General features: G+C 60.8%; 13 protein-coding genes. 6 read left to right on the plus strand and 7 right to left on the minus strand.

The window, feature by feature from the left end; translation table 11 throughout:
• Nucleotides 1–344 precede the first annotated feature (344 nt).
• From ABIB60_RS02610 to ABIB60_RS02620, 3 genes are all read left to right on the plus strand, one after another.
• Entirely contained in the window at nucleotides 345–1,517 is a 1,173-nt protein-coding gene (locus ABIB60_RS02610; protein ID WP_354577522.1) for an MFS transporter, read from the plus strand.
• A gap of 413 nt (nucleotides 1,518–1,930) precedes the next feature.
• Nucleotides 1,931–3,088 (plus strand): alpha/beta fold hydrolase, encoded by a 1,158-nt coding sequence (locus tag ABIB60_RS02615; protein WP_354577524.1) that lies wholly within the window; start codon nucleotides 1,931–1,933, stop codon nucleotides 3,086–3,088.
• Nucleotides 3,089–3,450: 362 nt separating this feature from the next.
• A complete protein-coding gene (locus ABIB60_RS02620) occupies nucleotides 3,451–4,281 on the plus strand; it encodes a hypothetical protein (RefSeq protein WP_354577525.1) in 831 nt (276 codons plus the stop codon).
• Nucleotides 4,282–4,501: 220 nt separating this feature from the next.
• Here ABIB60_RS02620 and ABIB60_RS02625 read toward each other — a convergent pair whose 3' ends face one another.
• The 6 genes from ABIB60_RS02625 to ABIB60_RS02650 form a co-directional block, all read right to left on the minus strand.
• Nucleotides 4,502–6,736: a xanthine dehydrogenase family protein molybdopterin-binding subunit gene (locus ABIB60_RS02625; RefSeq protein ID WP_354577526.1), complete on the minus strand. Its 2,235-nt coding sequence runs from the start codon at nucleotides 6,734–6,736 to the stop codon at nucleotides 4,502–4,504.
• A complete protein-coding gene (locus ABIB60_RS02630; protein WP_354577527.1) occupies nucleotides 6,733–7,755 on the minus strand; it encodes an FAD binding domain-containing protein in 1,023 nt (340 codons plus the stop codon). Before ABIB60_RS02630 ends, ABIB60_RS02625 begins: the two co-directional genes overlap by 4 nt.
• Nucleotides 7,756–7,841: 86 nt before the next feature.
• A complete protein-coding gene (locus tag ABIB60_RS02635; RefSeq protein ID WP_354577528.1) occupies nucleotides 7,842–8,375 on the minus strand; it encodes a (2Fe-2S)-binding protein in 534 nt (177 codons plus the stop codon).
• 338 nt (nucleotides 8,376–8,713) lie between these two features.
• On the minus strand, nucleotides 8,714–9,292 hold the full coding sequence (locus tag ABIB60_RS02640) for a Crp/Fnr family transcriptional regulator (RefSeq protein WP_354577529.1): 579 nt from the start codon (nucleotides 9,290–9,292) through the stop codon (nucleotides 8,714–8,716).
• A gap of 177 nt (nucleotides 9,293–9,469) precedes the next feature.
• Nucleotides 9,470–12,040: a TonB-dependent receptor gene (locus ABIB60_RS02645; RefSeq protein WP_354577531.1), complete on the minus strand. Its 2,571-nt coding sequence runs from the start codon at nucleotides 12,038–12,040 to the stop codon at nucleotides 9,470–9,472.
• Between the two features lie 120 nt (nucleotides 12,041–12,160).
• Nucleotides 12,161–12,517: a winged helix-turn-helix domain-containing protein gene (locus ABIB60_RS02650; RefSeq protein WP_354577532.1), complete on the minus strand. Its 357-nt coding sequence runs from the start codon at nucleotides 12,515–12,517 to the stop codon at nucleotides 12,161–12,163.
• Between the two features lie 256 nt (nucleotides 12,518–12,773).
• Here ABIB60_RS02650 and gltB point away from each other — a divergent pair, with 256 nt between their 5' ends.
• From gltB to ABIB60_RS02665, 3 genes are all read left to right on the plus strand, one after another.
• Nucleotides 12,774–17,291: a glutamate synthase large subunit gene (gltB, locus tag ABIB60_RS02655; protein ID WP_354577534.1), complete on the plus strand. Its 4,518-nt coding sequence runs from the start codon at nucleotides 12,774–12,776 to the stop codon at nucleotides 17,289–17,291.
• Nucleotides 17,292–17,549: 258 nt separating this feature from the next.
• A complete protein-coding gene (locus ABIB60_RS02660) occupies nucleotides 17,550–19,025 on the plus strand; it encodes a glutamate synthase subunit beta (protein WP_354577536.1) in 1,476 nt (491 codons plus the stop codon).
• A 131-nt stretch (nucleotides 19,026–19,156) separates the two neighbouring features.
• The gene (locus tag ABIB60_RS02665) at nucleotides 19,157–19,843 is read left to right on the plus strand and encodes a hypothetical protein (protein WP_354577538.1); all 687 of its coding nucleotides are present in this window, start codon (nucleotides 19,157–19,159) and stop codon (nucleotides 19,841–19,843) included.
• A gap of 90 nt (nucleotides 19,844–19,933) precedes the next feature.
• Here ABIB60_RS02665 and dnaB read toward each other — a convergent pair whose 3' ends face one another.
• The gene (gene dnaB / locus ABIB60_RS02670) at nucleotides 19,934–22,498 is read right to left on the minus strand and encodes a replicative DNA helicase (protein ID WP_354577540.1); all 2,565 of its coding nucleotides are present in this window, start codon (nucleotides 22,496–22,498) and stop codon (nucleotides 19,934–19,936) included.
• Nucleotides 22,499–22,607 lie beyond the last annotated feature (109 nt).

The raw sequence follows: 22,607 nt of genomic DNA on the forward strand, positions 1-22,607 counted from the left end.
ATGCAGAGGCGTTGCCGAAGCATCTCGCGTGCTGACGTCAAGAGTAGTTCCTCAACGTCAGCACGCGAGATGCTTCGGCGACGCCTCTGCATGACGTTCGACTAACTCGAGTTACCATTCCAACGTCAGCACGCGAGATGCTTTGGCGACGCCTCTGCATGACGGTCGGGCGTGTTTGGGTACTTTTCCAAAGACACACGCAAGGCAAACAACTTCAGCAACGACGAGACGCAAAGTATTGCGTCTCTACACCGCTCAATAGAGACCCGACTGGGGCACGGCAAACGGGGCAGAATTGGTACTTTCGCACCTCTCTCCCGCCTGCCTCTCTCCCGCCCGCGCTCATGTCCCGTATTCTTCCCACCATTGTGGGGGCGCAGTTTTGCTGCACCTCATTGTGGTTTGCCGGCAATGCCGTAGCGCCCGAGCTGGCGGCGCGGTTTCATCTGCCGGCCGGCTTTGTGTCCTCACTTACCAGCGCCGTGCAACTGGGTTTTATCAGCGGCACGCTGCTGTTTGCGTTGCTGGCCGTGGCTGACCGGTTTTCGCCCTCGCGGGTATTCTTTGTGAGTGCACTGGCGGCGGCAGCGGCCAACCTCGGCGTGCACCTGAGCGGCCTCGGAGCCGAGGGGCTGCTAGCCTGCCGCTTCCTGACGGGCTTTTTCCTGGCCGGCATTTACCCGGTGGGCATGAAAATAGCCGCCGACTATTACGAGGCCGGGCTGGGCCGCTCCTTGGGGTGGCTGGTGGGGGCACTGGTGCTGGGCACGGCGTTTCCGCATTTGCTGCGTAGCCTCACGGGGCAGCTCCCGTGGTACTACGTGACGGGGGCTACCTCCGCGCTGGCGGTGCTGGGTGGTGTGGCCATGCTGCTGCTGGTGCCCGATGGGCCCTACCGCCGGCCCGGGCAGCGGCCCCGCCTCACGGCGTTTCTGGCGGGGTTCCGGCAGCCGCAGTTTCGGGCGGCGGCGCTGGGCTACTTCGGGCATATGTGGGAGCTGTACGCATTTTGGGCGTTTGTGCCGGTGGTGCTGGCCGGCTTTCAACAGCGGCACCCGCTGGCGGCGCTGCCGGTACCGCTACTCTCGTTCGGCATTATTGGCGGGGGCAGCCTGGCCTGCGTAGGCGCGGGGCTACTGGCCCGCCGATTGAGTCCGGCGCGGGTAGCCACTATTGCGCTGGCGCTGTCGGGGGCGTGCTGCCTGGCTTCGGGGGTGGTACTGGGCGGCAGCTCGGCGGTGGGGCTAGTGGCGTTTCTGGCATTCTGGGGGCTGGTAGTGGTGGCCGACTCGCCGATGTTTTCCACCCTGGTGGCCCGGCATGCCCCCGCCGAAGCGCGCGGCGCGGCCCTGACCATCGTCAACTGCCTGGGATTTGCTCTCACCATCGGCAGCGTGCAGCTCACCGGCTGGCTGGCCCCGCGCCTGCCGTCTCAGTTGCTACTGCTGCCCCTGGCCCTCGGCCCGGCACTGGGGCTGTGGGCGTTGGGGCGCGAGCGGCGGACGATAGAGGCATAGTAACCGTAACCTAGGGTGTGTGGACAGTAAGTAACAAGAACGTCATGCTTCATCTGGCGTACGCTTGTCGAAGCATGATGGCCTAAAGGGATGTAGAATGCCCGTTACCGTTGCTGTCCACAGACCTTAGTTGGTGTGGGTGCATGCTTAGCACTCCGCAAATCGGTGGCTTACTTTGCCCTCAGAATCAAGCCCAGCTGCGACAATCTTTTATGAGCCCGAGACGTTGAAAGCCGCTATCTGACGACGATTATTATCGAGCGTTCTGGTTGAGTTTCGCAGCTGCTGTGGCTGGTGCGCTCTACTATTCCGGCTGGCGGCTAATTGCCGGGTATGTTGCTTGCAACCGGACGCCACCAGATGCTATCCATTGGGTTACGCACCTATTCTTTTCACTTCCTGCTCTTTAGTTTATGAAGGCATTACGCATCATCTTGTTTATCGGCGCTATCCTATCATTTTCCCGGAGCACCCGCGCGCAAACCCTCGATACCTTAGTGGATGTGGGCGGCTACCGGTTGCATTTCGTCATCACCAAGGGCCAGGGCGTGCCGATTGTATTTGAGGCGGGCGGCGGCGACGATGCCCGGGTGTGGCAGGAGCTGCTGCAACCGCTAGCCACCATTACCGGGGCCCCGCTTATCACCTACGACCGGGCCGGGTTCGGCAAAAGCGAAACCAACACCCGCGAGCTAAACGACGCTAAGCACGGGGTACTGGAAGGCGTAATGGGCCTGGAAACCGGCCTCAAAAAGCTGGGCTACGGCAAGCAGCTGATGCTGGTGGCCCACTCCTACGGTGGCTTCTACACCACGCTCTACGCCGCCCGAAACCCCGCGGCCGTGAAATCGGTGGTGCTGATTGATGCCATGACGGCCTGCTACGCCACCGATGAATTTCTGGCGGGCATGATGCGCGACCTGCAGGCCGACATTGCCAAAAACAAAACCGAGCACCGGGGCCGCTACTACCAATCCAGCAACTACCCCGCTACCGTGGCCTTGCTCCGCAAAACGCCGTTTCCCGCCGCCATTCCCGTTATCGACCTGGTAGCCGAGCAACCTTTTTCGCCGGTAGGGGCCGATGCGACGCGTTGGAAAGCGTGCCATCAGCAGTTTGTGGCGGCGCAGCCCAACCGTGAAGGCATTACGGCTTACGGCAGCGGCCACTACATTTTTGCCGACAACCCGGCGCTGGTGGTCAGTACCATTGCGCAGGGCTACACCCGTATTCCCGGCCAGGAGAAAAACCTGGGGTTGCTGCAGCGCAGCCAGCGGTACGCCGTAGCCGCCACCAATGACCTTAAGAAGCGCGAAACTACCTACCGCCACTCGGAAAGCGACCTGAACAGCTGGGGCTACACCCTGCTGCGCCAGGGCAACCAGCAGCAGGCGCTGGAAGTGTTTAAGCTCAACACCACCCTGCACCCCGAAAGCGGCAACGCCTTCGACAGCCTGGCGGAAGCCTATCTGGCTTCGGGCAACAAGCAGCTAGCCGCCACCAACTATAAAAAATCGTTGGAGCTGAACCCGCAGAACACCAACGCCGCCGAGATGCTCAAGAAGCTGTAGCTTATAGTTACGACCTCAGAACTACCAGCGGCGCGGCCCTGACCATCGTCAACTGCCTGGGGTTTGCCCTCACCATCGGCAGCGCGCAGCTCACCGGCTGGCCCCACTCCTACCGTCTCAACTACTGCTACTACCCCCTGGGCCCGGCGCTGGGGCTGTGGGCGTTGGGTCTGCGAAGGAGGGTGGTGGGGTAAGGAGTTTCGCTTATATTGCCTACGGTACACTTATAACCGAAACCAAAACGCTATTGTCGGTTTCGGCAATAGGAATGTTATGGGCAACCTTAGAGACAGATACTAATGGCAACGGATGGAGTTAAAATAATAGACGGTGACACAGCCCACGACACATATTGGGGCATCATGGATTTATATGATAGTGGTGCAGACTTCGACACCATTAACAAAGAGTTTCCTCTTGTTCAAACAGACTACATTGACGATTTCGACAACGAAATTTGTGTTACTTCTTGCGCTTTAGCTCTGTGGGAAATAGGGCAGATGACAGAAGATAAAGTGAGTTATGCAAAATCAATTATCGATAAAGGAGCTTGTGTGAAGGTGTGGACAGAAGAGTATGACACGAAAGCAGGAAAGGGAAGGCAAAAGGAGCTTGATAAGTTTTGGAATAAAATTAGCCAGCCAAACAATAAAGTAAGGGCAAGGAAGAAATACAGAAAAATAACTAATTTTTATTTCCAGCCTGACGACTTATTGACTTTTCAACTCAAAGATGGGAATTACAGAGCGGTTATTTGTGCATCAATAGACCAATATAGAGGTCAATGCAATTATGTTTTAGTTCCCACTACATACAACTCTAATAAAAAGCCAACAGTAGAGGATTTGAAAGCCGAAGAGATTTTGGGCAGACAAATAGGTAGCGGATACGATCAACAGACAACCCGGGAAATGCAACCAGGAATAGAGAGAATTTGGGAATTATCGGATGGAAGTTGCGACTTCTTTTTTGGCGTTGTCAAACTTGCAGTTGACCACAAAGTCTTTATCAATTTCAAAGACAAGTTTGAAAAGGTTGGCACTCTGAAAATAGCTGAAGGATTAAAGCAAACAGGTTTTTTCGGTTATGAGGATAACTTCGACAGGTTTGAGACAATTTTTGGCGATTTGGAAAATTACATTAAGATTTTTCAGCAGCAAAAGTATTCAGTGAAAACATTGTGCAACATATAAGAACAAGAAACGCAGCCCATAACATGGTATTCATGCAATAGTGGCTGATGTGCATATTATCAGCTTTCAATTTCAATCCAGCTTTTTATTTTTAATCATTGCCGACGGAACAGGAAATGCCACCACTGCATAAATATCCGTTGCGTTAAATGCCCCCACACAAAACCGCCCCGCAACCTCACGGTTACGGGGCGGTTTGCGTTACGGCAAGCGGCGGCGGTTACAGCAGCTTGTCAATCATTACGGGTAAGTCGCGGACGCGCTTGCCGGTGGCGTGGTACACGGCGTTGGTGATGGCGGCGGCCACGCCCAGCATGCCTACCTCGCCGATGCCTTTCACGCCCAGCGGGTTCACGATGTCGTCTTCCTCCTCCACAAACAGCACGTCGATGTCGTGGATGTCGGCGTTGACGGGTACGTGGTACTCGGCGAAGTTGTGGTTCATGTAGCGGCCGAACTTGTGGTCCATCACCGTTTCCTCCATCAGGGCCATGCTGATGCCCCACACCACCGAGCCCAGCACCTGCGAGCGGGCGGTTTTGAGGTTGAGGATGCGGCCGGCGGCCACGGCATTCACTACCCGTGTCACGTGCACGGTGCCCAGCTCCTCGTCCACCTTCACCTCCGCAAACACGATGTTGTGGGAATGCATGGAGTAGCCGTTCTGCTTCACCATGTTGGGAGTGGCCGAGCTGTCGGCTTCCACCTTAGTTTCGCCACTGGCCTGCAGCACGTCGCGGAGCACCACGGCCTGGCCGGCGTCGGTGCGCAGCCGGATCTGGCCGTTCACAAATTCCACGTCTTCCAGGCTGGCGCCTTTCAGGGGCGAGTCGACCATCTTCTGGGCTAGCTTGAGCAACTTTTCGCCCAGGGCTTCGCAGGTGTTTTTCACGGCCGTGCCCACAGAGGCAGCTGTCCAGGATCCGCCTTGCAGCGGGGCTTCAGGCAGGTCGGTGTCGCCGAGCTTGAACGTGACGGCCTCAATGGGCAAGCCCAGTGTTTCGGCCGCAATCTGCGTCATGATGGTGTAGGTGCCGGTGCCGTTTTCGCCGGCTGCGCTGAGCACCGTCAGGTGCCCATCGGCGGTGATGGTAGCCTTGGCGGCCGACTTTTTCTGGGATGCATCCCACACGCCCCCACCAATGCCCCAGCCTACCAGCTTGCCGCTTTCGTCGCGCATGGAGCGCGGGGCCTGGGTGCGCTTGCCCCAGCCAAACTTGGCCGCGCCCTGGTGGTAACAGTCGCGCAGCTTTTTGCTGCTGAAGGGCTTGTCCAGGTTCTGATCTTGCTCGGCGTAGTTACGCAGGCGGAACTCCAGGGGGTCGAGGCCAGCCTCGTAGGCCATTTCGTCCATGGCCACTTCCAGCCCGATGGAGCCAGTGGCGGCTCCGGGGGCGCGCATGTCCAGGGGCGTGTACACGTCGAGCTTGGCCAGCTGGTAGCCCAGCTTCACGTTTTCGCACTGGTAGAGCATGCCGCTCCAGTTCACCACATTTTCGGTGTAGTCCTCAAACTGCGAGGTTTCGTGGAGGGCGTGGTGCTGCAGGGCGGCCAGGGTGCCATCGGCGTTGGTGGCCAGCTTGAGGTATTGCAGCGTATGAGGCCGGTGGCCGAAGCTGAACATCTGCTGGCGCGTGAGCGTGACGCGGACTGAGCGTTTCAGCTCCAGCGCCGCCATTACGGCCAGAAATACCTGGTACTGGGGCCGCAACCCCGAGCCGAAGCCGCCGCCCATGTACTCATTCACCACCCGGCAGTCGTCCTTCTTCAACCCAAAGATTTTGGTGAGGTAGTCCTGCACGTTGTACACGCCCTGGGTTTTGTCGTAGGCCGTAATTTTGCCGTCGCCGCGCCACTCAGCGGTGGTCGAAAACAGCTCCATAGGGTTGTGGTGCTGGGCCCCGTGCACGTACTCGGCCTCCATGCGGTGGGGCGCTTCTTCCCAGGCTTTGTCGGGGTTGCCGCGGGGGGGCGGCGGCGGCATGTAGCCGGTTTTGCCCCGGCCGGGCTCAAACCCATCTTCCCGCTTGGTTTCGAGGCTGGTTTCGTGTTTGTCTTCCTGGTAGTCGATGCGCAGCAAGGAAGCCGCGTACCGGGCCACCTCAAAGTTATCGGCCACAATCAGGGCTACCGGCTGCTGGCTGAACTTGATTTCGTTATCGTGCAGGGGCCGGAAGGGCGAGCCGCCGGGGGCCACCTGGTCTTTGTAGCTCCGGTCAAACCAGGCCAACGACGGCACGTTTTCGTGGGAGAAAATCTGGAGGACGCCGGGTAGGGCCAGCACCTCCTCGGCGTGGATTTTCGTGATTTTACCCTTGGCAATGGGGCTACTGATGACCCAGCCGTAGGTTAGGTCGGGTACGTGGTACTCGGCCGCGTACTTGGCCGCGCCGGTTACTTTCGCCGGACCATCAACGCGACTGGTGGGCTTGCCTATATGGTTGGTCGTGCTCATGGATTCGAGTTTAGAAAGACGTCGGATGCGGTTTGCGAGCCTTCGGCGGCTTGCTTGAGGGCGCGCACAATGGCGCGGCGGGCCAGCTCCACTTTAAAGTCGTTGGAGCCGTAGCCTTGGGCATTTTCCAGCACTTTAGCCGCCACGCGGGCAAAGGTTTCCACGGTAGCAGGCTGGCCTTTGAGCAGGTTTTCGGCCTCCTGGTCGCGCCAGGGCTTGTGGGCCACGCCGCCTAGGGCCAAGCGGGCATCCGTAATGGTGTTGCCGTCCAGCTCCAGCGCCGCCGCCACCGATATTAGAGCGAAGGCGTAGCTGCTCCGGTCGCGCAGCTTCAGGTAGCTGAAGTTCTTCTCGAAGCCCTTGGTCGGCAAATCCAGGCTGACAATCAGCTCGCCGGGCTCTAGGGTGTTGTCTTTTTCGGGCTGGTTGCCGGGCAGTCGGTGGAAGTCGTCGAAGGCAATGCTTCGCTCCCCGTTGGGGCCACTCACGCGCACCATGGGGGCCAGCGCCGCTAGGGCCACGCACATATCTGAGGGGTGAGTGGCAATGCAGGCTTCACTGGTACCCAGGATGCCGCACACGCGGTTGTAGCCGCCAATGGCCGAGCAGCCCGAGCCCGGCTCCCGCTTGTTGCAGGGCGTAGCGAGGTCATAGAAGTAGTAGCAGCGGGTGCGCTGCATGAGGTTGCCGCCATTGGTGGCCGCGTTGCGCAGCTGCGGCGAGGCCCCGGCCAGAATAGCCTGGTTGAGCAGCGGGTAGCGGCTTTTCACATCCTCGTGCCAGGCGGTATCGGCGTTAGTAGCCGTGGCCCCCAGGCGCAGCCCGCCGTCGGGCAGATTTTCAATGTCGGAGAGAGGCAGCTTGCCTACGCTCACTAAATGGGTGGGGCGCTCCACGTTTTCCTTCATCAAATCGAGAAGGTTGGTGCCGCCCCCCAGGTAAGCGGAGCCGTTGTGCCCGGCCTTATCCTGCACGGCGTCCTGGACTGCCGTGGCGCGGTGGTAGGTAAATGAGTTCATGTGTTCAAAGGTGAAGTTGTGAGATTGTGAAGTTGTGCGGGACAGAAGTGGAAGGCGTTATCAGAACGACTTCACAACTTCACCTTTCACAACTTCGCCTTTGTCCCATCCACTACTTCCTTCACGGCGTTCAGAATACCCACGTAGGCCCCGCAACGGCACACGTTGCCGCTCATGTGCTCCCGAATTTCAGCCTCGGTGTGGGCGCGGCCCTCGTTGATGAGGCCCTGGGCCGAGCAGATCTGGCCGGGCGTGCAGTACCCGCACTGGAAGGCGTCGTGGTCGACGAAGGCTTGCTGCAGGGGGTGCAGGTTTTCCTGGGTACCCAGGCCTTCGATGGTGGTAATTTCCTCGTCCTCGTGCATCACGGCCAGGGAAAGGCAGCTATTGATGCGCTTGCCATTTACCAGCACGGTGCAGGCGCCGCACTGGCCATGGTCGCAGCCTTTCTTGGTGCCGGTGAGGTGCAGGTATTCGCGCAGGGCGTCGAGCAGGGTGGTCCAGGGGGCAATCTGGAGCGTATGCTGCTGGCCGTTGATGGTGAGGCGAACCGGACCGGTAGAAGGCGGTGCGGCCACCCCACCGGCGTTGGCCGGTGAATTGGTCGGTTGCTGAGTCATAGAAACAGTATAGATGAAAGAAGAAGTGGCAGGCAGACCAAGCGGCCGAAGCCATAGCTGCTCTTGTGCTTACGCAGTGTTAGGCACTACGTTATGCTGAAGCTTCTATTTTGCGTTATACCACTACTATATAGCAACAACCTCCACAGTGTCTCACTAACCATCAAGCAGTTAGCAACTTAACCATACTAATTCTAAATATTACCTTAGGTCACACAAGCTCAGCCATTGGCTACTTTCCGGCTTACGTTATATTTTAGCCAACACAACGCTTTTTGCCAGTCGATTGGGGTAGTACAAGGAGCCGCAACACAACGGCTTGGCCCTTACAGGCCGACTTACCCCCGTGCCCTTTCCCGCCGAATGCGGCTCAACGACTCCGGCGTAATTCCTAGGTAGGCCGCTATGTGGCGCTGCGGCAACCGTTGGGCCAGCGTGGGGTAGAGCTGCAGAAACTCCTGGTACCGCGCCTCGGCCGGCGCACTCAATACCCCAATCAAACGGCGCTGCATAGCCACCAGGCTGCGCTGCAACAGCTCGTAGAAGAAGACCTGAAACCCCGGCCCAAAAAACTGCAGCTGCGCAAAAAAGTCAGCTCCAAACAGCAGCACTTCCGAATCTTCAAGGGCATCAATGGCAAACAGCGCGGGCTCGTGGCGGCGCAGGCTGTGCTGGTCGGCAATCCACCAGTTTTCGGGCGCAAACTGCAGGATATGCTCCTTCTGGCGCTCATCCGTAACGTAACTGCGCAGGCAACCGCGCACCACAAATGCCCCAAAGCGCGCCGTTTCGCCCTGCCGCCCCAGCACCTCCCCTTTCGCCAAGTGGCGCGGCGTCAGCAGGCTGGCTAGTTCCGCAAACTGGGTTTCAGTGAGCGGAAGCTTATCGTGGAAGTAGGAACGGAAGGCGTCGAGCATCGCGCTAAAAGTAGAGCGAAAGTTAGAAAGCTAGTTCCCCTCCTCAGATGAGGAGGGATTAGGGGTGGTTGACAACTAGAGCTAGATGATAGAACTAGTATCGTTCAACTTTCATCAACCACCCCTAACCCCTCCTCATCTGAGGAGGGGAACTAGCTTTCTAGTTTTTTAAAACTTTTACAACCCGTACGTGAGCTGCAAGTAGTACAAGCCGCCCACGCTCGGGCCGCCAAGGTAGCTCACATAATAATGGTTGAGCACGTTGCTGGCACCCAGCTTGAAGCGCAGGTTGGGCTCGGGTAGGCGGTAACTTAGTTGGGCATCGAGGGTGTTGTAGGCGGGCACGGGGCCGCTTACCAGGAAGGTTTGGGAATAGTAACGCTGCTGCCAGTGGTAGTTGAGGCCGAAACCGAAGTTCTTAACCACGTTTTCGTTGCCCACGCTCAGGTTATAGGCCCAGCGCGGCGTGTTGAATCCATCCTCCAGTCCGTCGCCCGCCTCGGTGCGGTCGAGGCGGGTGTAGGTGACATTGGCACCGGCCAGGTAGCCGCCGGCCACTTCGTAGCCCAGCCCCAGGGAGCCGCCGTAGTTGTACACCTGGCTTTGTGAATTGGTCCAGAGACGGTAGCGGGCCTGGCCGGCGCGGGCATTGAGGGCGGTAGCCACGGTGTTGAGGTCGGAGCCGGCTCCTAGGGGCTGGCCGCCGGAGCTGAGGGGCACATAGGCTTCTACCTGGGCAATAAAGTCGCGGTAGGTGTTATAGTAGAAGTCCACATCGGCCAAGAGGCGCCCACCGGGCAGCAGGGCCGCCTTATAGCCCATTTCCAGGGACTTGATGTGCTCGGGCCGGAGGTAGGTGTAGGGGTTTTTCACCAGCAGCCCCTGGTTTTTGCCGATGGCCTGGGCCTGGGTCAGTCCGTTGGTGTTCCGGTCCCGGGTTACGGCCGTATTAAAGGCGTCAATGGAGCTGCGCAGGTAGCTGTTCTCAAACACCCCGTCCGACATTACCCGCAAGCCCCCGATGCGCTTCACCTGCCCGCTGTTCACATTGGAAAACCCCTCAAACAAGCTTGGAAACCGGTAGCCGCTCTGATAGCTCAACCGAAAATTATGCCGCTGGGTGGGCGAGTACACCGCCGTAAAGCGCGGGTTGAACCGGGTACTGAAGTAGTCGTTCTTGTCGGCCCGGAGCGTGGCCGTCAGCCGGATTTTTTCCTGCCACAGCCGCGCCCCGGCCTGCACGAAGCCGCCGGTTTTGCCGTAGGTGAGGTTGTCGCGCAACGGGTCCTTGCCACTTTCGGGGTTGATGAAATAGTTGCCATCGGGCCGGACGATGTACGTGCGGTGGTCGGCTCCCAGCAGCACATCGAAGGTAGTCGGCAGTTGCCAGCCGCCCCGGCGCAGGGCCTCCGCCACATTCACCTGGCCCTCGGCGTGTGCCAGGCTGGCCTGCACCCGCAGGGCCGCACCCTGGTCCCAGTTGTTGATATCAGCCAGCTCCTGCAGCCGCTGCTTAAACTCCGGCGTGCCGGGCTGCAGGCGGCCCGCATCGGCGGCGGTGCGGGCGGTGGCGTGGGCCTGGGCCACGCTTTGGCCGTTGGTGGTGGCTGCGTTCCAGGCGGCGGTGTAGTCGTCGTTCCACTGCCGGTCGGGCTTGAAGCTGCGGTCCAGGTTTTCGGCGGCGGAGCGCAGGTTGTAGCTCTGGCCGGTATTTTCCTGGGTGAAGTAGGCCCGCGCCTGCACCACGGGGCCGCTCAGCTGCACGGCGTGCTGCTGCAGGTGGTAGTTCTGCAGGCGAAACCGGTTGCTGCGCTGGTATACGTTGTCGAGCATGGTGCCCCGATAGGTATAGGTCAGTTCGGCGCGGCCGCCCAGTTTGTAGTGCAGGCCCGCGTCGTACCGGATGGTTTGCAGCCTGTAGTCCACCACGTCCTGTTCATCGTAGCCGGTGCGGGCCACCTGGTAGCTCTTGCCACCCAACGTGAGGGTGCTCCGGTTCGAGGACTCATTGCCGTAGCTGTTTACCGGGTCGCGGGCGGGGTTATCGGCCCCCAGCAAACCGGTAGAGGCGTTGCCGCTGGGGTTCAGCTCGGTCTGGTCGTGGGCCACCCAGTCACGGCCGCGCAGGTAGGTGCCGTTCACCTTGAAGGCCAGCCGGGGCGCCAGTACCTTGGCGTAGCGCACACTGGTTTCCGAAAACAGGTTGGCCCCGGTGGCCGGACCGCCTACGTGGTTAACGCCCACCTTTTGCTGCACGCTTAGCCCCTCACTCCGGAACGGGTTACGGGTGCTGAAATTGACCAGCCCGTTAATAGCGTTAAGCCCGTACAGCGCGGCGGCCGTACCCGGCACAATTTCCACCGAGCTTATATCCAGGTCGCTCGGCCCCAGCACGTTGCCAATGGGCCCGCCGATGTGCGGGGCCTGGTTGTCGATACCATCCACGAGCTGGGCAAACCGCACGTTGGTCGTATTGGTGAAGCCCCGGGCATTTATCACCTTGAAGCTCAGGCTGGGCGTAATCACCTGCACCCCTTTCAGGTGCTCAATGGCATCAAAAAACGACGGGGCGGGCGTAAGCCGCAACTGCCGAGCATTGAGCTTCTCCACCGTTACGGGCGACTGCAGAATGCTTTCCTCCACCTTCGAGGCCGTCACCACCACCTCTCCCAGCCGCGTGGTATCGGCAGGGGCCTGGGCGTGGGCCAGTATCGGAAGCAGCAACAGAGCGGGCGTAACGTGTTTCATTCGTTATATTTTTTCAAACATAACGAATAACCGAGCGGATGGTTTTCACGCAGTGACTCGCAGTGAACGGCCACCCCGAACCCCTGCGCAAACCACTGCGAGCCACTGCGCGAATCAACACTAGAACAGCCGCACCGCTTCCGCCGCCAGGAACGCCTGAAATCGGGCCTGCAGGGACTCGAATTCCGCAATAAGGGCCTCGCCCTCGGGCGTTACCACGGTGCCGCCGCCGCGCTTACCGCCAGTTTGGGTGAGTACCAGGGGGCGGGCGCTCTGGGCATTCAGGGACGATACCAAGTCCCAGGCCCGCTTGTACGACATGCCCATTTCCTGCGCCGCCTTCGAGATGGAGCCGTGCTGCTGAATCTGGCGCAGCAGCTCCAGCCGCCCGATACCTATAAACCGGTCGTCCGCGGATTCTACCCAGAGGCGGCCGGTCAGGCGGAAGGTCAGGTCGGGGCGTAGCAGGTCTTTCATGCGGGCAAATATCGGCGTTTAGGCAAGGGGTGGAAATTGTAGACAGTCAAGAGCCCGGAATCCACAAAAACGGCACGCTCATGAGAACAAAGCGGATTTGTGGGTAACACCGGGCTACACCTGGCAGTGTAGGCCCTGGTTAGAAACCGGAAATTCGTACGGCGGTGGCTTACGCAGGTTCGGGGCGGGCGGTATACTGGGCTTTTGGCCTGCCACTAGGTTTGCCTTGCCATTCCGACCAACCGAATTCTTTCCGATGGAGCACACTGCCCCGCAAGGACTATACCGCCCCGAGTTTGAGCACGATGCCTGTGGCACCGGCTTCATTGCCTACGTGGATGGCCGCCGCTCGCACCAGATTGTGGCCGATGCGCTGACGATTCTGGAAAACATGGAGCATCGCGGCGCCTGCGGCTGCGACGCCGACTCCGGCGACGGGGCCGGCCTGCTGCTGCAGCTGCCCCACTGGTTTCTGCTGGAGGAGTGTACCACGCTGGGCATCCGGCTGCCCGAGCCCGGCGAGTATGGCGTGGGCATGGCCTTTCTGCCCAAAAACGAAGCCCTGCGCCACATTAGCCGCGACATCATCAATCAAGCCGCCACCCGGCTGGGCTTTCCGGTGTTGGGCTACCGGCCGGTGCCGGTGAACCCCGCCGGTATCGGCCCCACGGCCCTGGCCGCCGAGCCAGCCGTGGAGCAGGTGTTTGTGGGCCGCCCCGCCGGCGTGCACACGCCCGAGGAGTTTGAGCGCAAGCTCTACGTGCTGCGCCGCCTCATCAATCGGGAAGCCGCCGCCCAGCTGCTCCAGGAGGAAGTCTATTTCACGTCCTTGTCCTGCCGCGTCATCGTCTACAAGGGGCAGTTGACCACCTACCAGGTGCGCGGCTATTACCCCGAGCTGTCGGATGAGCGCGTGACGTCGGGGCTGGGGCTGGTGCACAGCCGGTTTTCTACCAACACTTTCCCCAGCTGGCGGCTGGCTCAGCCTTTCCGGCTGCTAGCCCACAATGGCGAAATCAACACCCTGCGCGGCAACCTCAACTGGTTTTATGCCGGTCTGCCCTCCTACCTCTCGCCCTACTTTTCGGCCGAGGAAATGGAGATTCTACTGCCCGTCATCGACTCCGGCCAGTCGGACTCAGCCTGCCTCGACAACATTGTGGAACTGCTGCTACACTGCGGCCGGAGCCTGCCCCAGGTGATGATGATGCTGGTGCCCGAGGCCTGGGACGGCAACGAGCAGATGAACCCGCTCAAAAAGGCCTTCTACGAGTTCCACGCCACGTTTATGGCTCCCTGGGACGGCCCGGCGGCCCTGCTGTTCACCGATGGCCGCATGGTAGGGGCCATGCTGGACCGCAACGGCCTGCGCCCCCTGCGCTACGCCGTCACCGACGACGGCCGGGTGCTGGTGGCCTCCGAGGCCGGCGTGCTCGGTACCAGTCTGCCCGAGGCCCGGGTGGTGCGCAAGGGCCGCCTGCAGCCCGGCAAAATGCTGCTCATCGACACCGTAGCGGGCCAGATTATCACCGACGAAGAGCTGAAAACCCAGGCCGCCACCCGCCAGCCTTACGGCCAGTGGCTGAGCGAGTACCAGATTCGGCTGGAGGAGCTGCCCGAGCCCCGGCTGGTGTTTACCGATTTGTCGGCCGAGTCGGTGTTCAAGTACCACCAGGTGTTCGGCTACACCCGTGAGGATATTGACACGATTCTCACGCCCATGGCCGTGGAGGGCAAGGAGCCTATCGGCTCCATGGGCGTGGATTCGCCCTTGGCGGTGCTATCCGACCAGCCCCAGCACCTGAGCAGCTACTTCAAGCAGTTCTTCGCCCAGGTGACCAACCCGCCCATCGACCCCATCCGGGAGCGGCTAGTAATGAGCTTGGCCACCTTCATCGGCAACAACGGCAACATCCTCGACGAGGACAAGATGCACTGCCACTGCGTGGCGTTGCGCCAGCCCATCCTTACCAACCACGAGCTGGAAAAGCTGCGCAGCATCGATACGGGCCTGTTCAACGCTAAAACCATCAACACCTACTTCCGGGCCGATGGCAAGCCGGGCGCTTTGCAAGCCGGCCTGGAACGCCTCTGCCGCTACGCCGAAGATGCCGTAGATGATGGGTTTGAGGTGCTGATTCTCTCCGATCGGGCCCTGGACTCGGAGCACGCCGCCATTCCGTCGCTGCTGGCGGTATCGGCGGTGCATCACCACCTGATTCGGAAGGGCTACCGGGGCTCGGTGGGCTTGGTGGTGGAGGCCGGCGACGCCTGGGAGGTGCACCACTTTGCCTGTCTGCTGGCCTTCGGAGCCACGGCCATTAACCCGTATCTGGCGCTCAGCACCATCCGCACCCTGCACTACGAGGGGCGGCTGGGCACTACCCTGAGCGTGCCTAAGCTGGAAGCCAACTACCAGAAAGCCGTGTGCGACGGGCTGCTGAAAATCTTCTCCAAAATGGGCATCAGCACGCTACAGAGCTACCACGGCGCGCAGGTGTTCGAGATTCTGGGCCTGCACCGTGCGGTGGTAGACCAGTACTTCACCGGAGCCGTAACGCGCATTGGTGGGCTGGGGCTCGATGAAATTGCCCGCGAGACCCTGTTCAAGCACTTCCAGGGCTTCCGGAGCAGCACCCTGGAAGAACAGCTGCTGCTGCCCGAGGGCGGCGTCTACCAGTGGCGGCGGCGGGGCGAGGCCCACCAATTCAACCCCGAAACCGTGCACCTGCTGCAGCACGCCACCCGCACCAATTCCTACGAAACCTACCAGCGCTACGCCCGGCTGGTGAACGAGCCCGGCAAAGGGGCCTTCACCCTGCGCGGACTGCTGGACTTTGCCCACCACCGCCCGGCCGTACCGCTGGACGAGGTAGAGCCGGCCGAGAGCATTATGCGGCGCTTTGCCACCGGGGCCATGTCGTTTGGCTCGATTTCGCACGAGGCGCACAGCACCCTGGCCATTGCCATGAACCGCATCGGGGGTAAGAGCAACACCGGCGAGGGCGGCGAGGACCCCATGCGCTACGAGGTGATGGAAAACGGCGACTCCATGCGCTCGGCCATCAAGCAGGTGGCCTCGGCCCGCTTCGGCGTGACGGCCCACTACCTCACCAACGCCGACGAGCTGCAAATCAAGATGGCCCAGGGTGCCAAGCCCGGCGAAGGCGGCCAGCTGCCCGGCCACAAGGTGGACGAGTGGATTGCCCGGGTACGTCACGCCACGCCCGGCGTGGGCCTCATCTCGCCCCCGCCCCACCACGACATCTACTCCATCGAAGACCTGGCCCAGCTCATTTTCGACCTCAAGAACGCCAACCGCCAGGCCCGCATCAACGTGAAGCTGGTGAGTAAGGCCGGCGTAGGCACCATTGCGGCCGGCGTAGCCAAGGCCCACGCCGACGTGATTCTGATTGCGGGCTACGATGGTGGCACCGGCGCTTCGCCCCTGAGCAGCATCCGCCACGCCGGGCTGCCCTGGGAGCTGGGCTTGGCCGAAGCCCACCAGACGCTGGTGCGCAACCAGCTCCGCAGCCGCGTGGTATTGCAGGCCGACGGCCAGCTGAAAACCGGCCGCGACCTGGCCATTGCCACGCTGCTGGGGGCCGAGGAATGGGGCGTGGCCACCGCCGCGCTGGTGGCCGGGGGCTGCGTGATGATGCGCAAATGCCACCTCAACACCTGCCCCGTAGGCGTAGCTACCCAGGACCCCGAGTTGCGCCGCCTGTTTAGCGGGCAGCCCGAGCACATCGTGAACCTGTTCCGCTTTCTGGCCGAGGAGCTGCGCGAAATCATGGCCGAACTGGGCTTCCGCACCGTGAACGAAATGGTGGGCCGGGCCCAGTTCCTCAAGCCCCGCCCCGACATCACGCATTGGAAAGCCCGCCACCTCGACCTGCGCGACCTGCTGCACCTGACCTCCCCCGCGGCCGGCAGCACCCTGCACCAGAGCGAGGCCCAGGACCACGGCCTCCAGCACATCCTCGACTGGCAGCTGCTGGAGCACGCCCGTCCGGCCCTGGACTTCCAGCAGCCGGTGCGGGCCGAGTTTGCCGTGGGCAACACCAACCGTACCATCGGCACGCTGCTTTCCAACGAAATCACCAAGCGCTACCACGCCGCCGGTTTGCCCGAAGGCACCATCGAGTACACCTTCCGCGGGTCGGCGGGGCAGAGCTTCGGGGCCTTCAGCGTGCGGGGGCTGAGCTTCCGGCTCGAAGGCGAGGCCAACGACTACGTGGGCAAGGGCCTGAGCGGGGCTCGCCTCATCATCCACCCCGCCCCCGACGCCCGGTTTGCGCCCGAGCAGAACATCATCATCGGCAACGTGGCCCTGTACGGGGCTACTTCCGGCGAACTGTTCGTGCGCGGGCAGGCCGGGGAGCGGTTTGCGGTGCGCAACTCCGGGGCTACGGCCGTGGTGGAGGGCGTGGGCGACCATGGCTGCGAGTACATGACGGGAGGACGAGCCCTCATCCTGGGCCCCACCGGCCGCAACTTCGCTGCCGGCATGAGCGGAGGCATTGCCTGGGTGTACGACGCCGACGGCTCCTTCCCCCGCAACTGCAACCCCGAAATGGTGGAGCTCGACCCGCTCGACCCCGACGACGAAACCCACATCCAGCACCTGCTCCGCCAGCACCACGAGCTCACCGGCAGCCAGTTGGCTGCCTTCCTGCTTGCCAACTGGCCCGAGGAAGCCGGCAAGTTCGTGAAGGTGTTCCCGAGTGAGTACAAAAAGGTGCTGCAAAAGGCACGGGTGGCCGTGGGGTAACGCCTCACTGGCCCCCTCTCCAGGGGAGAGAGGGTGAGCCTGACGGCACGATGTAGAGACGCAATATTTTGCGTCTCCCGCCAGAACGAGCCGCCAGAGCGTCCGCCACAATAACTCGCCGCCAGCATAACTAGTACCGCGCCGTAAAAACAACCTCAGCAACGACGAGACGCGAAGTATCGCGTCTCTACAACCGCCGACATCGTCTGGCTCCCCCTCTCTGAAGGAGAGGGGGCCGGGGGGTGAGGCACCACGCACATGGGCAATAGCACCGGTTTCAAGGAATTTCAGCGGGAGTTGCCCGCCAAAGCCACCCCGCAGGAGCGCGTGGCGCACAACCGCGAGTTTGTGGGCCAGTACTCTGATACGCAGCTCCGGCAGCAGTCGGGGCGGTGCATGGAGTGCGGCATTCCGTTCTGCCACGCGGGCTGCCCGCTGGGCAACATCATCCCCGAGTTCAACGACGCCGTGTACCGCCAGGACTGGGAGCAGGCCTACCAGATTCTGAGCGCCACCAACAACTTCCCCGAGTTTACCGGCCGCATCTGCCCCGCGCCCTGCGAGTCGGCCTGCGTATTGGGCATCCACGCCGCGCCGGTAGCCATTGAGGAAATCGAGCGGCACATCATCGAAACGGCCTTTGCCCGGGGCTACGTGCGGCCCACCGCGCCGGTGCTCAAAACCGGCAAATCGGTGGCCGTGGTGGGCTCGGGGCCGGCGGGACTGGCGGCGGCGGCCCAGCTGGTGCGGGCCGGCCACGCCGTCACGGTGTTTGAGCGCGACGACCGGCCCGGCGGCCTGCTGCGCTACGGCATCCCCGATTTCAAGCTAGATAAGTGGGTGATTGACCGCCGCATCCGGGTGCTTGAGGAAGATGGCGTGCAGTTCCGCTGCAGTACCGAAATAGGCCGGGACATTCCGGCTCAGGAGTTAGCGGCGCAGTTTGACGCCGTGGTGCTGGCTGGTGGAGCCTTGGTTCCGAAAGACCTCACCCTGCCCGGCCGCGAACTTATGGGCATCCACTTTGCCATGGACTACCTCACCCAGCACAACCGCCGCGTAAGCGGCCTGCCGCTGCCGGAAGTCGACATTCAGGCCACCGGCCTCGACGTGGTGGTCATCGGCAGCGGCGACACCGGCTCCGACTGCGTGGGCACGGCCAACCGCCAGCGGGCCCGCTCCGTCACCCAGTTTGCTCTCATGCACCAGCCCGCGCCTGAGCGGCCTAACTTCGAGCCCTGGCCCCATTACCCCACGGCCGTGTTCCGCACCAGCACTTCCCATGAGGAAGGCTGCCAGCGCTACTGGGGCATCAACACCAAGGCTTTCCTAGGCGACGAGCATGGCCGCCTGCGCGCCCTGCTGGTAACCGATGTAACCTGGGAAACCGATGTGCTGGGCCGTCGCCTCGCCTTCACCGAAATCGAAGGTTCGGAACGCGAAATCCCCTGTCAGCTAGCTTTCCTGGCCCTGGGTTTTGCCTCGCCCCGCTACGAAGGCCTCTTGGAGCAACTCGGCGTAGCCCTCGATGACCGGGGCAACGTGCGTACCCCATCCGACACCGATTTTCTCACCTCCCGGCCCAATGTCTTCGTAGCCGGCGACATGCGGCGAGGCCAGTCGCTGGTAGTATGGGCCATTTCCGAAGGCCGCGAAGCCGCCCGGCAGGTGGACCTATTTCTAATGGGCAAAACTGCCCTGCCCAGCAAGGATGCAGTCGGAATGTTCGGGTAATTAGCGCACATAATCAGCACTTTGCACAATAATTTTCTAACCTCAGCCGCAACCTAATTGCGTTTTTATGCGGATAGAATTCTGACAGCCAGATTGGCTGCCTATCACGCCCACCTCAATCAGCAATAGGTATGGATCCGAATCAATCAACCTCCACTTCTGCATCCTCGCAACACAACAGCCCCTCCACGCCCGGAGCCGAGGCCCAGGATATTCAGCAGCCCGTAAATCAATACCAGGAACCAGCAGCAACAGCCCCCGATGCCTCGTCAACTGCTGATACGTCGCAATCTACGGGCCAACAGCCCAAATCCGCGGACGGCAAAAACTGGCTTGAATATGCTGGTTTGCAGAAAGTGGTAGACCAGTTGCCCCAAGGAGTGCGCGACCTTGTTCCGAACTCGGTGGAGCAATTCAACAAGCTCAGCACCACCCAAAAGATTGCGGGGGCGGTAGCCCTGGCTGGGCTAGGCTACCTGGCATTGCGCTCCGGCAAATCATCCGACACACCCTCGGGTAAGTACGCCAGCAAGCGGAAGGGCAGCTACACCGGGGCTTCCGGCTCCTATGGTTCCGCCACCGAAACCTCTCCTTATGGCCAGAGTTACGGTGCCAGCTCCCTAGCCAACGAAAGCCGTACGGGCCAAGGACCAGGCTGGGGGAACAACCACGACGCTACCAAGAGCCATGAGGCCCGCAGCGGCTCCTACAATGCGCCCGCCGCCAGTAACCGCCACAACGACTCTTCCCCCACCAGCCCCACCCGCGACGCCGCCTCCAACCGCGGCGCCGATGCTGATTTTGGCAGTGGTATGTAGCCGAACGTATTGAGCAGTGTATCGCTTTACACGCAAAAAAGCGCCCTGGAGTGATATCCGGGGCGCTTTTTTGCGTGTAAAGCGGCAAGGCTAAAATGGTGGTGGGCCGTCGTCGAAGTTGCTACGGGGGAAAGATTGCGCCGGGGGCGGGCCATCATTGTTGATGCGGGAACCCAACCGAATCGTATTCGGCGCGAAACCGGAAGCATCATCATCGAAGGTGCTGGTGGGGAAGGCGCCGGGATTGAAGCCCACGTCGCTGAAGCCCCCTCCGGCCCCGTCGAGGTCAGCAAACTTGGTAAACTTGCCAATGAACTTCAGCTGCACGGTTTCCAGAGAGCCATTCCGGTGCTTGGCAATAATTACCTCGCCGGTACCCTGGGTCGGGTTGCCCATTTCATCTTCCGTGATTTTATAATACTCCGGGCGGTAGAGGAAGATTACCATGTCGGCATCCTGCTCAATGGAGCCGGATTCCCGCAGGTCACTTAGCTGTGGTTTCTTGTCGCCGCCCCGGGTTTCTACTGAGCGCGAAAGCTGGGACAGCGCCAGCACAGGCACGTTCAATTCCTTGGCAATACCCTTGAGGGCCCGGGAGATGGAGGCAATTTCCTGTTCCCGATTACCCCCGCCACCTTTACCATCGGTGTTACCCGTCATCAGCTGCAGGTAGTCGATGATGATCATCTGGATGTCGTGGTGGGCCTTAAGGCGGCGGCACTTGGTGCGCAGTTCCCGGATGCTGAGGCCGGGCGTATCGTCGATGTAAATGGGAGCCGACGATAGGCCGGAAATCTTGTGGTTGAGCTGGGCCCACTCGTAGTCGGCCAGGTTACCCTTCTTGATTTTCTCCGAATCCAGTTCCGCCTCGGCCGAAATCAGACGATTCACGAGCTGCAGCGAGGACATTTCCAGGGAGAAGATGGCCACCGGCTTCTTGAACTCCACCGCCGCGTTGCGCATAGCCGACACCACGAAGGCGGTGTTGTGGGTCACGGTCATGTCTTGGAGCAGGAACAGCCGGTTGCCGTCGATGCTGAAGCCATAATAGTCATCTTCCTTGTCAAACTCCACCGCAATACCGGTCATACGCCAATCTATGGCGCTACGCCAGGGCTGAGCCTGCTTGCGGGCCACGCGCACCGGTACCCGGTTAACGTCACCGTAGATGCGCACCCGGTATACCTCGCTTTCGTAGCCGATAACACTGATAGCCGCCCGCTTCTTTTTTAGGGAAGTCCGGAAGCCCAACGAATCGGCCAGAAACTTAGTCTGGCGGGCCAGCCGGTGGTTTTTCTGGGTGATTTCGTAGCCGTTGGAAACCGGGTCGAGGTGGCCGTCGGAATCGATGAGGCCGGCCAGTAGCAGCAGCCGGGTTTCGGTACTGTTGCTCAGGTACTGCTGCGGAATGTGCTTGTTGCCGAGTACGCCCAATTGGCGCAACTCATCCTGCACGGAGTATTGCGCCACGCTGCCGCCCTGCCGGCCCCGCGTGATGCCGTAGCTGTTGCAGCGGTTTTCCACCACGCCTACCGTCACCTGCATGTTTAGTTCAGCAGCGTACTGGTGCAGATACTCAATAATTTCCGGGTCCTGGCCCGTAATGCGGCAGTTATCCGATGCTCCATCACCAAGCCACACGCCCAGAAAATACGGATCAACCGAAACCGGCTGCGCGGCAAACTCCACGGGTACTTTGTACCCTTTGTAATTGGAGCGAAACTTAGCCGACTTGCCGAGCCAGTCCTTCACGGTGATGTTGAGCACGTCGCCGTGGTGGTGCGGGCCCTCGGTGCGGCTGCGCTTGAGCGAGAGAATATGGCTCTCGTTCACGCGGTAGGCTTCGCCCTTGTTCTGGCGCACCCAGTACATATTTTCGCGCCCCCGGGCAATGTTCAGCACCCGGCGTGGGGTGGAGTCGTCGCCCATCAGCAGCTCGCCGGCCTGCACATCTTCCACGTTGCGCAGCGTACCGTCGAACATCAGCACCTTGGTACCTTTGCCCAGGCACTTTCCCATACCGGGTCGGGCGGCAATAATTACCAAGTCAGAGGGTTGCCAGCCGGAGGTTACTCGATCCAGGGCCGAGAAGCCTGAGGGCACGCCGGTGAGGCCGTCCTTCTGGTCTTTTTTCTCCTCCAGTTCCTTGATGGCTTTGCCCATCAGGCTGCGCATATCGTCGAAGTTCTTGCGGATGTTGGATTCCGACACTTCAAACAACGACTGCTCCGTGGTATCCAGCAGGTTGAACACGTCGGTGGTATCCTCAAAAGCGTCGCGCTGAATGTCGGAGGCAATGCGAATCAGCTCCCGCTTGATGGCGTTTTCGGTGATGATGCGGGCGTGGTACTCAATGTTGGCCGCCGAGTTCACCTTGAAGGTAAGGTTGGCCACGTAATGCGCACCGCCGGCTGCTTCCAGCTCGCCCATTTCCCGCAGCTCATGCGTAACCGTCAGAATATCAATCGGCTCCGACTTGTCAAACAGGTTCAGGATGGCCTTGAAGATGCGAATGTGGCCTTCCTTGTAAAAGCTCTGGGGCTTGAGAATGTCAATTACCGTGGTCAGGGCATCTTTTTCCAGCATGAGGGCCCCCAGCACGGCGGCTTCCAGCTCCAGAGCCTGCGGCGGTAACTTGCCCGCGGCGCCCCCCATAGGCAACTGCGCCGGGCGGCTGTTCCAAGCAGCTTTGGCACGAGTTCCAGCTTGTTTTAGGCGGTCATCCATCCGGTCATTCATCACTTAGGTAGGCACTACAAGGTAA

Origin of the sequence: Hymenobacter sp. UYP22 (assembly GCF_040547285.1) — a bacterium.
GTDB lineage: Bacteria > Bacteroidota > Bacteroidia > Cytophagales > Hymenobacteraceae > Hymenobacter.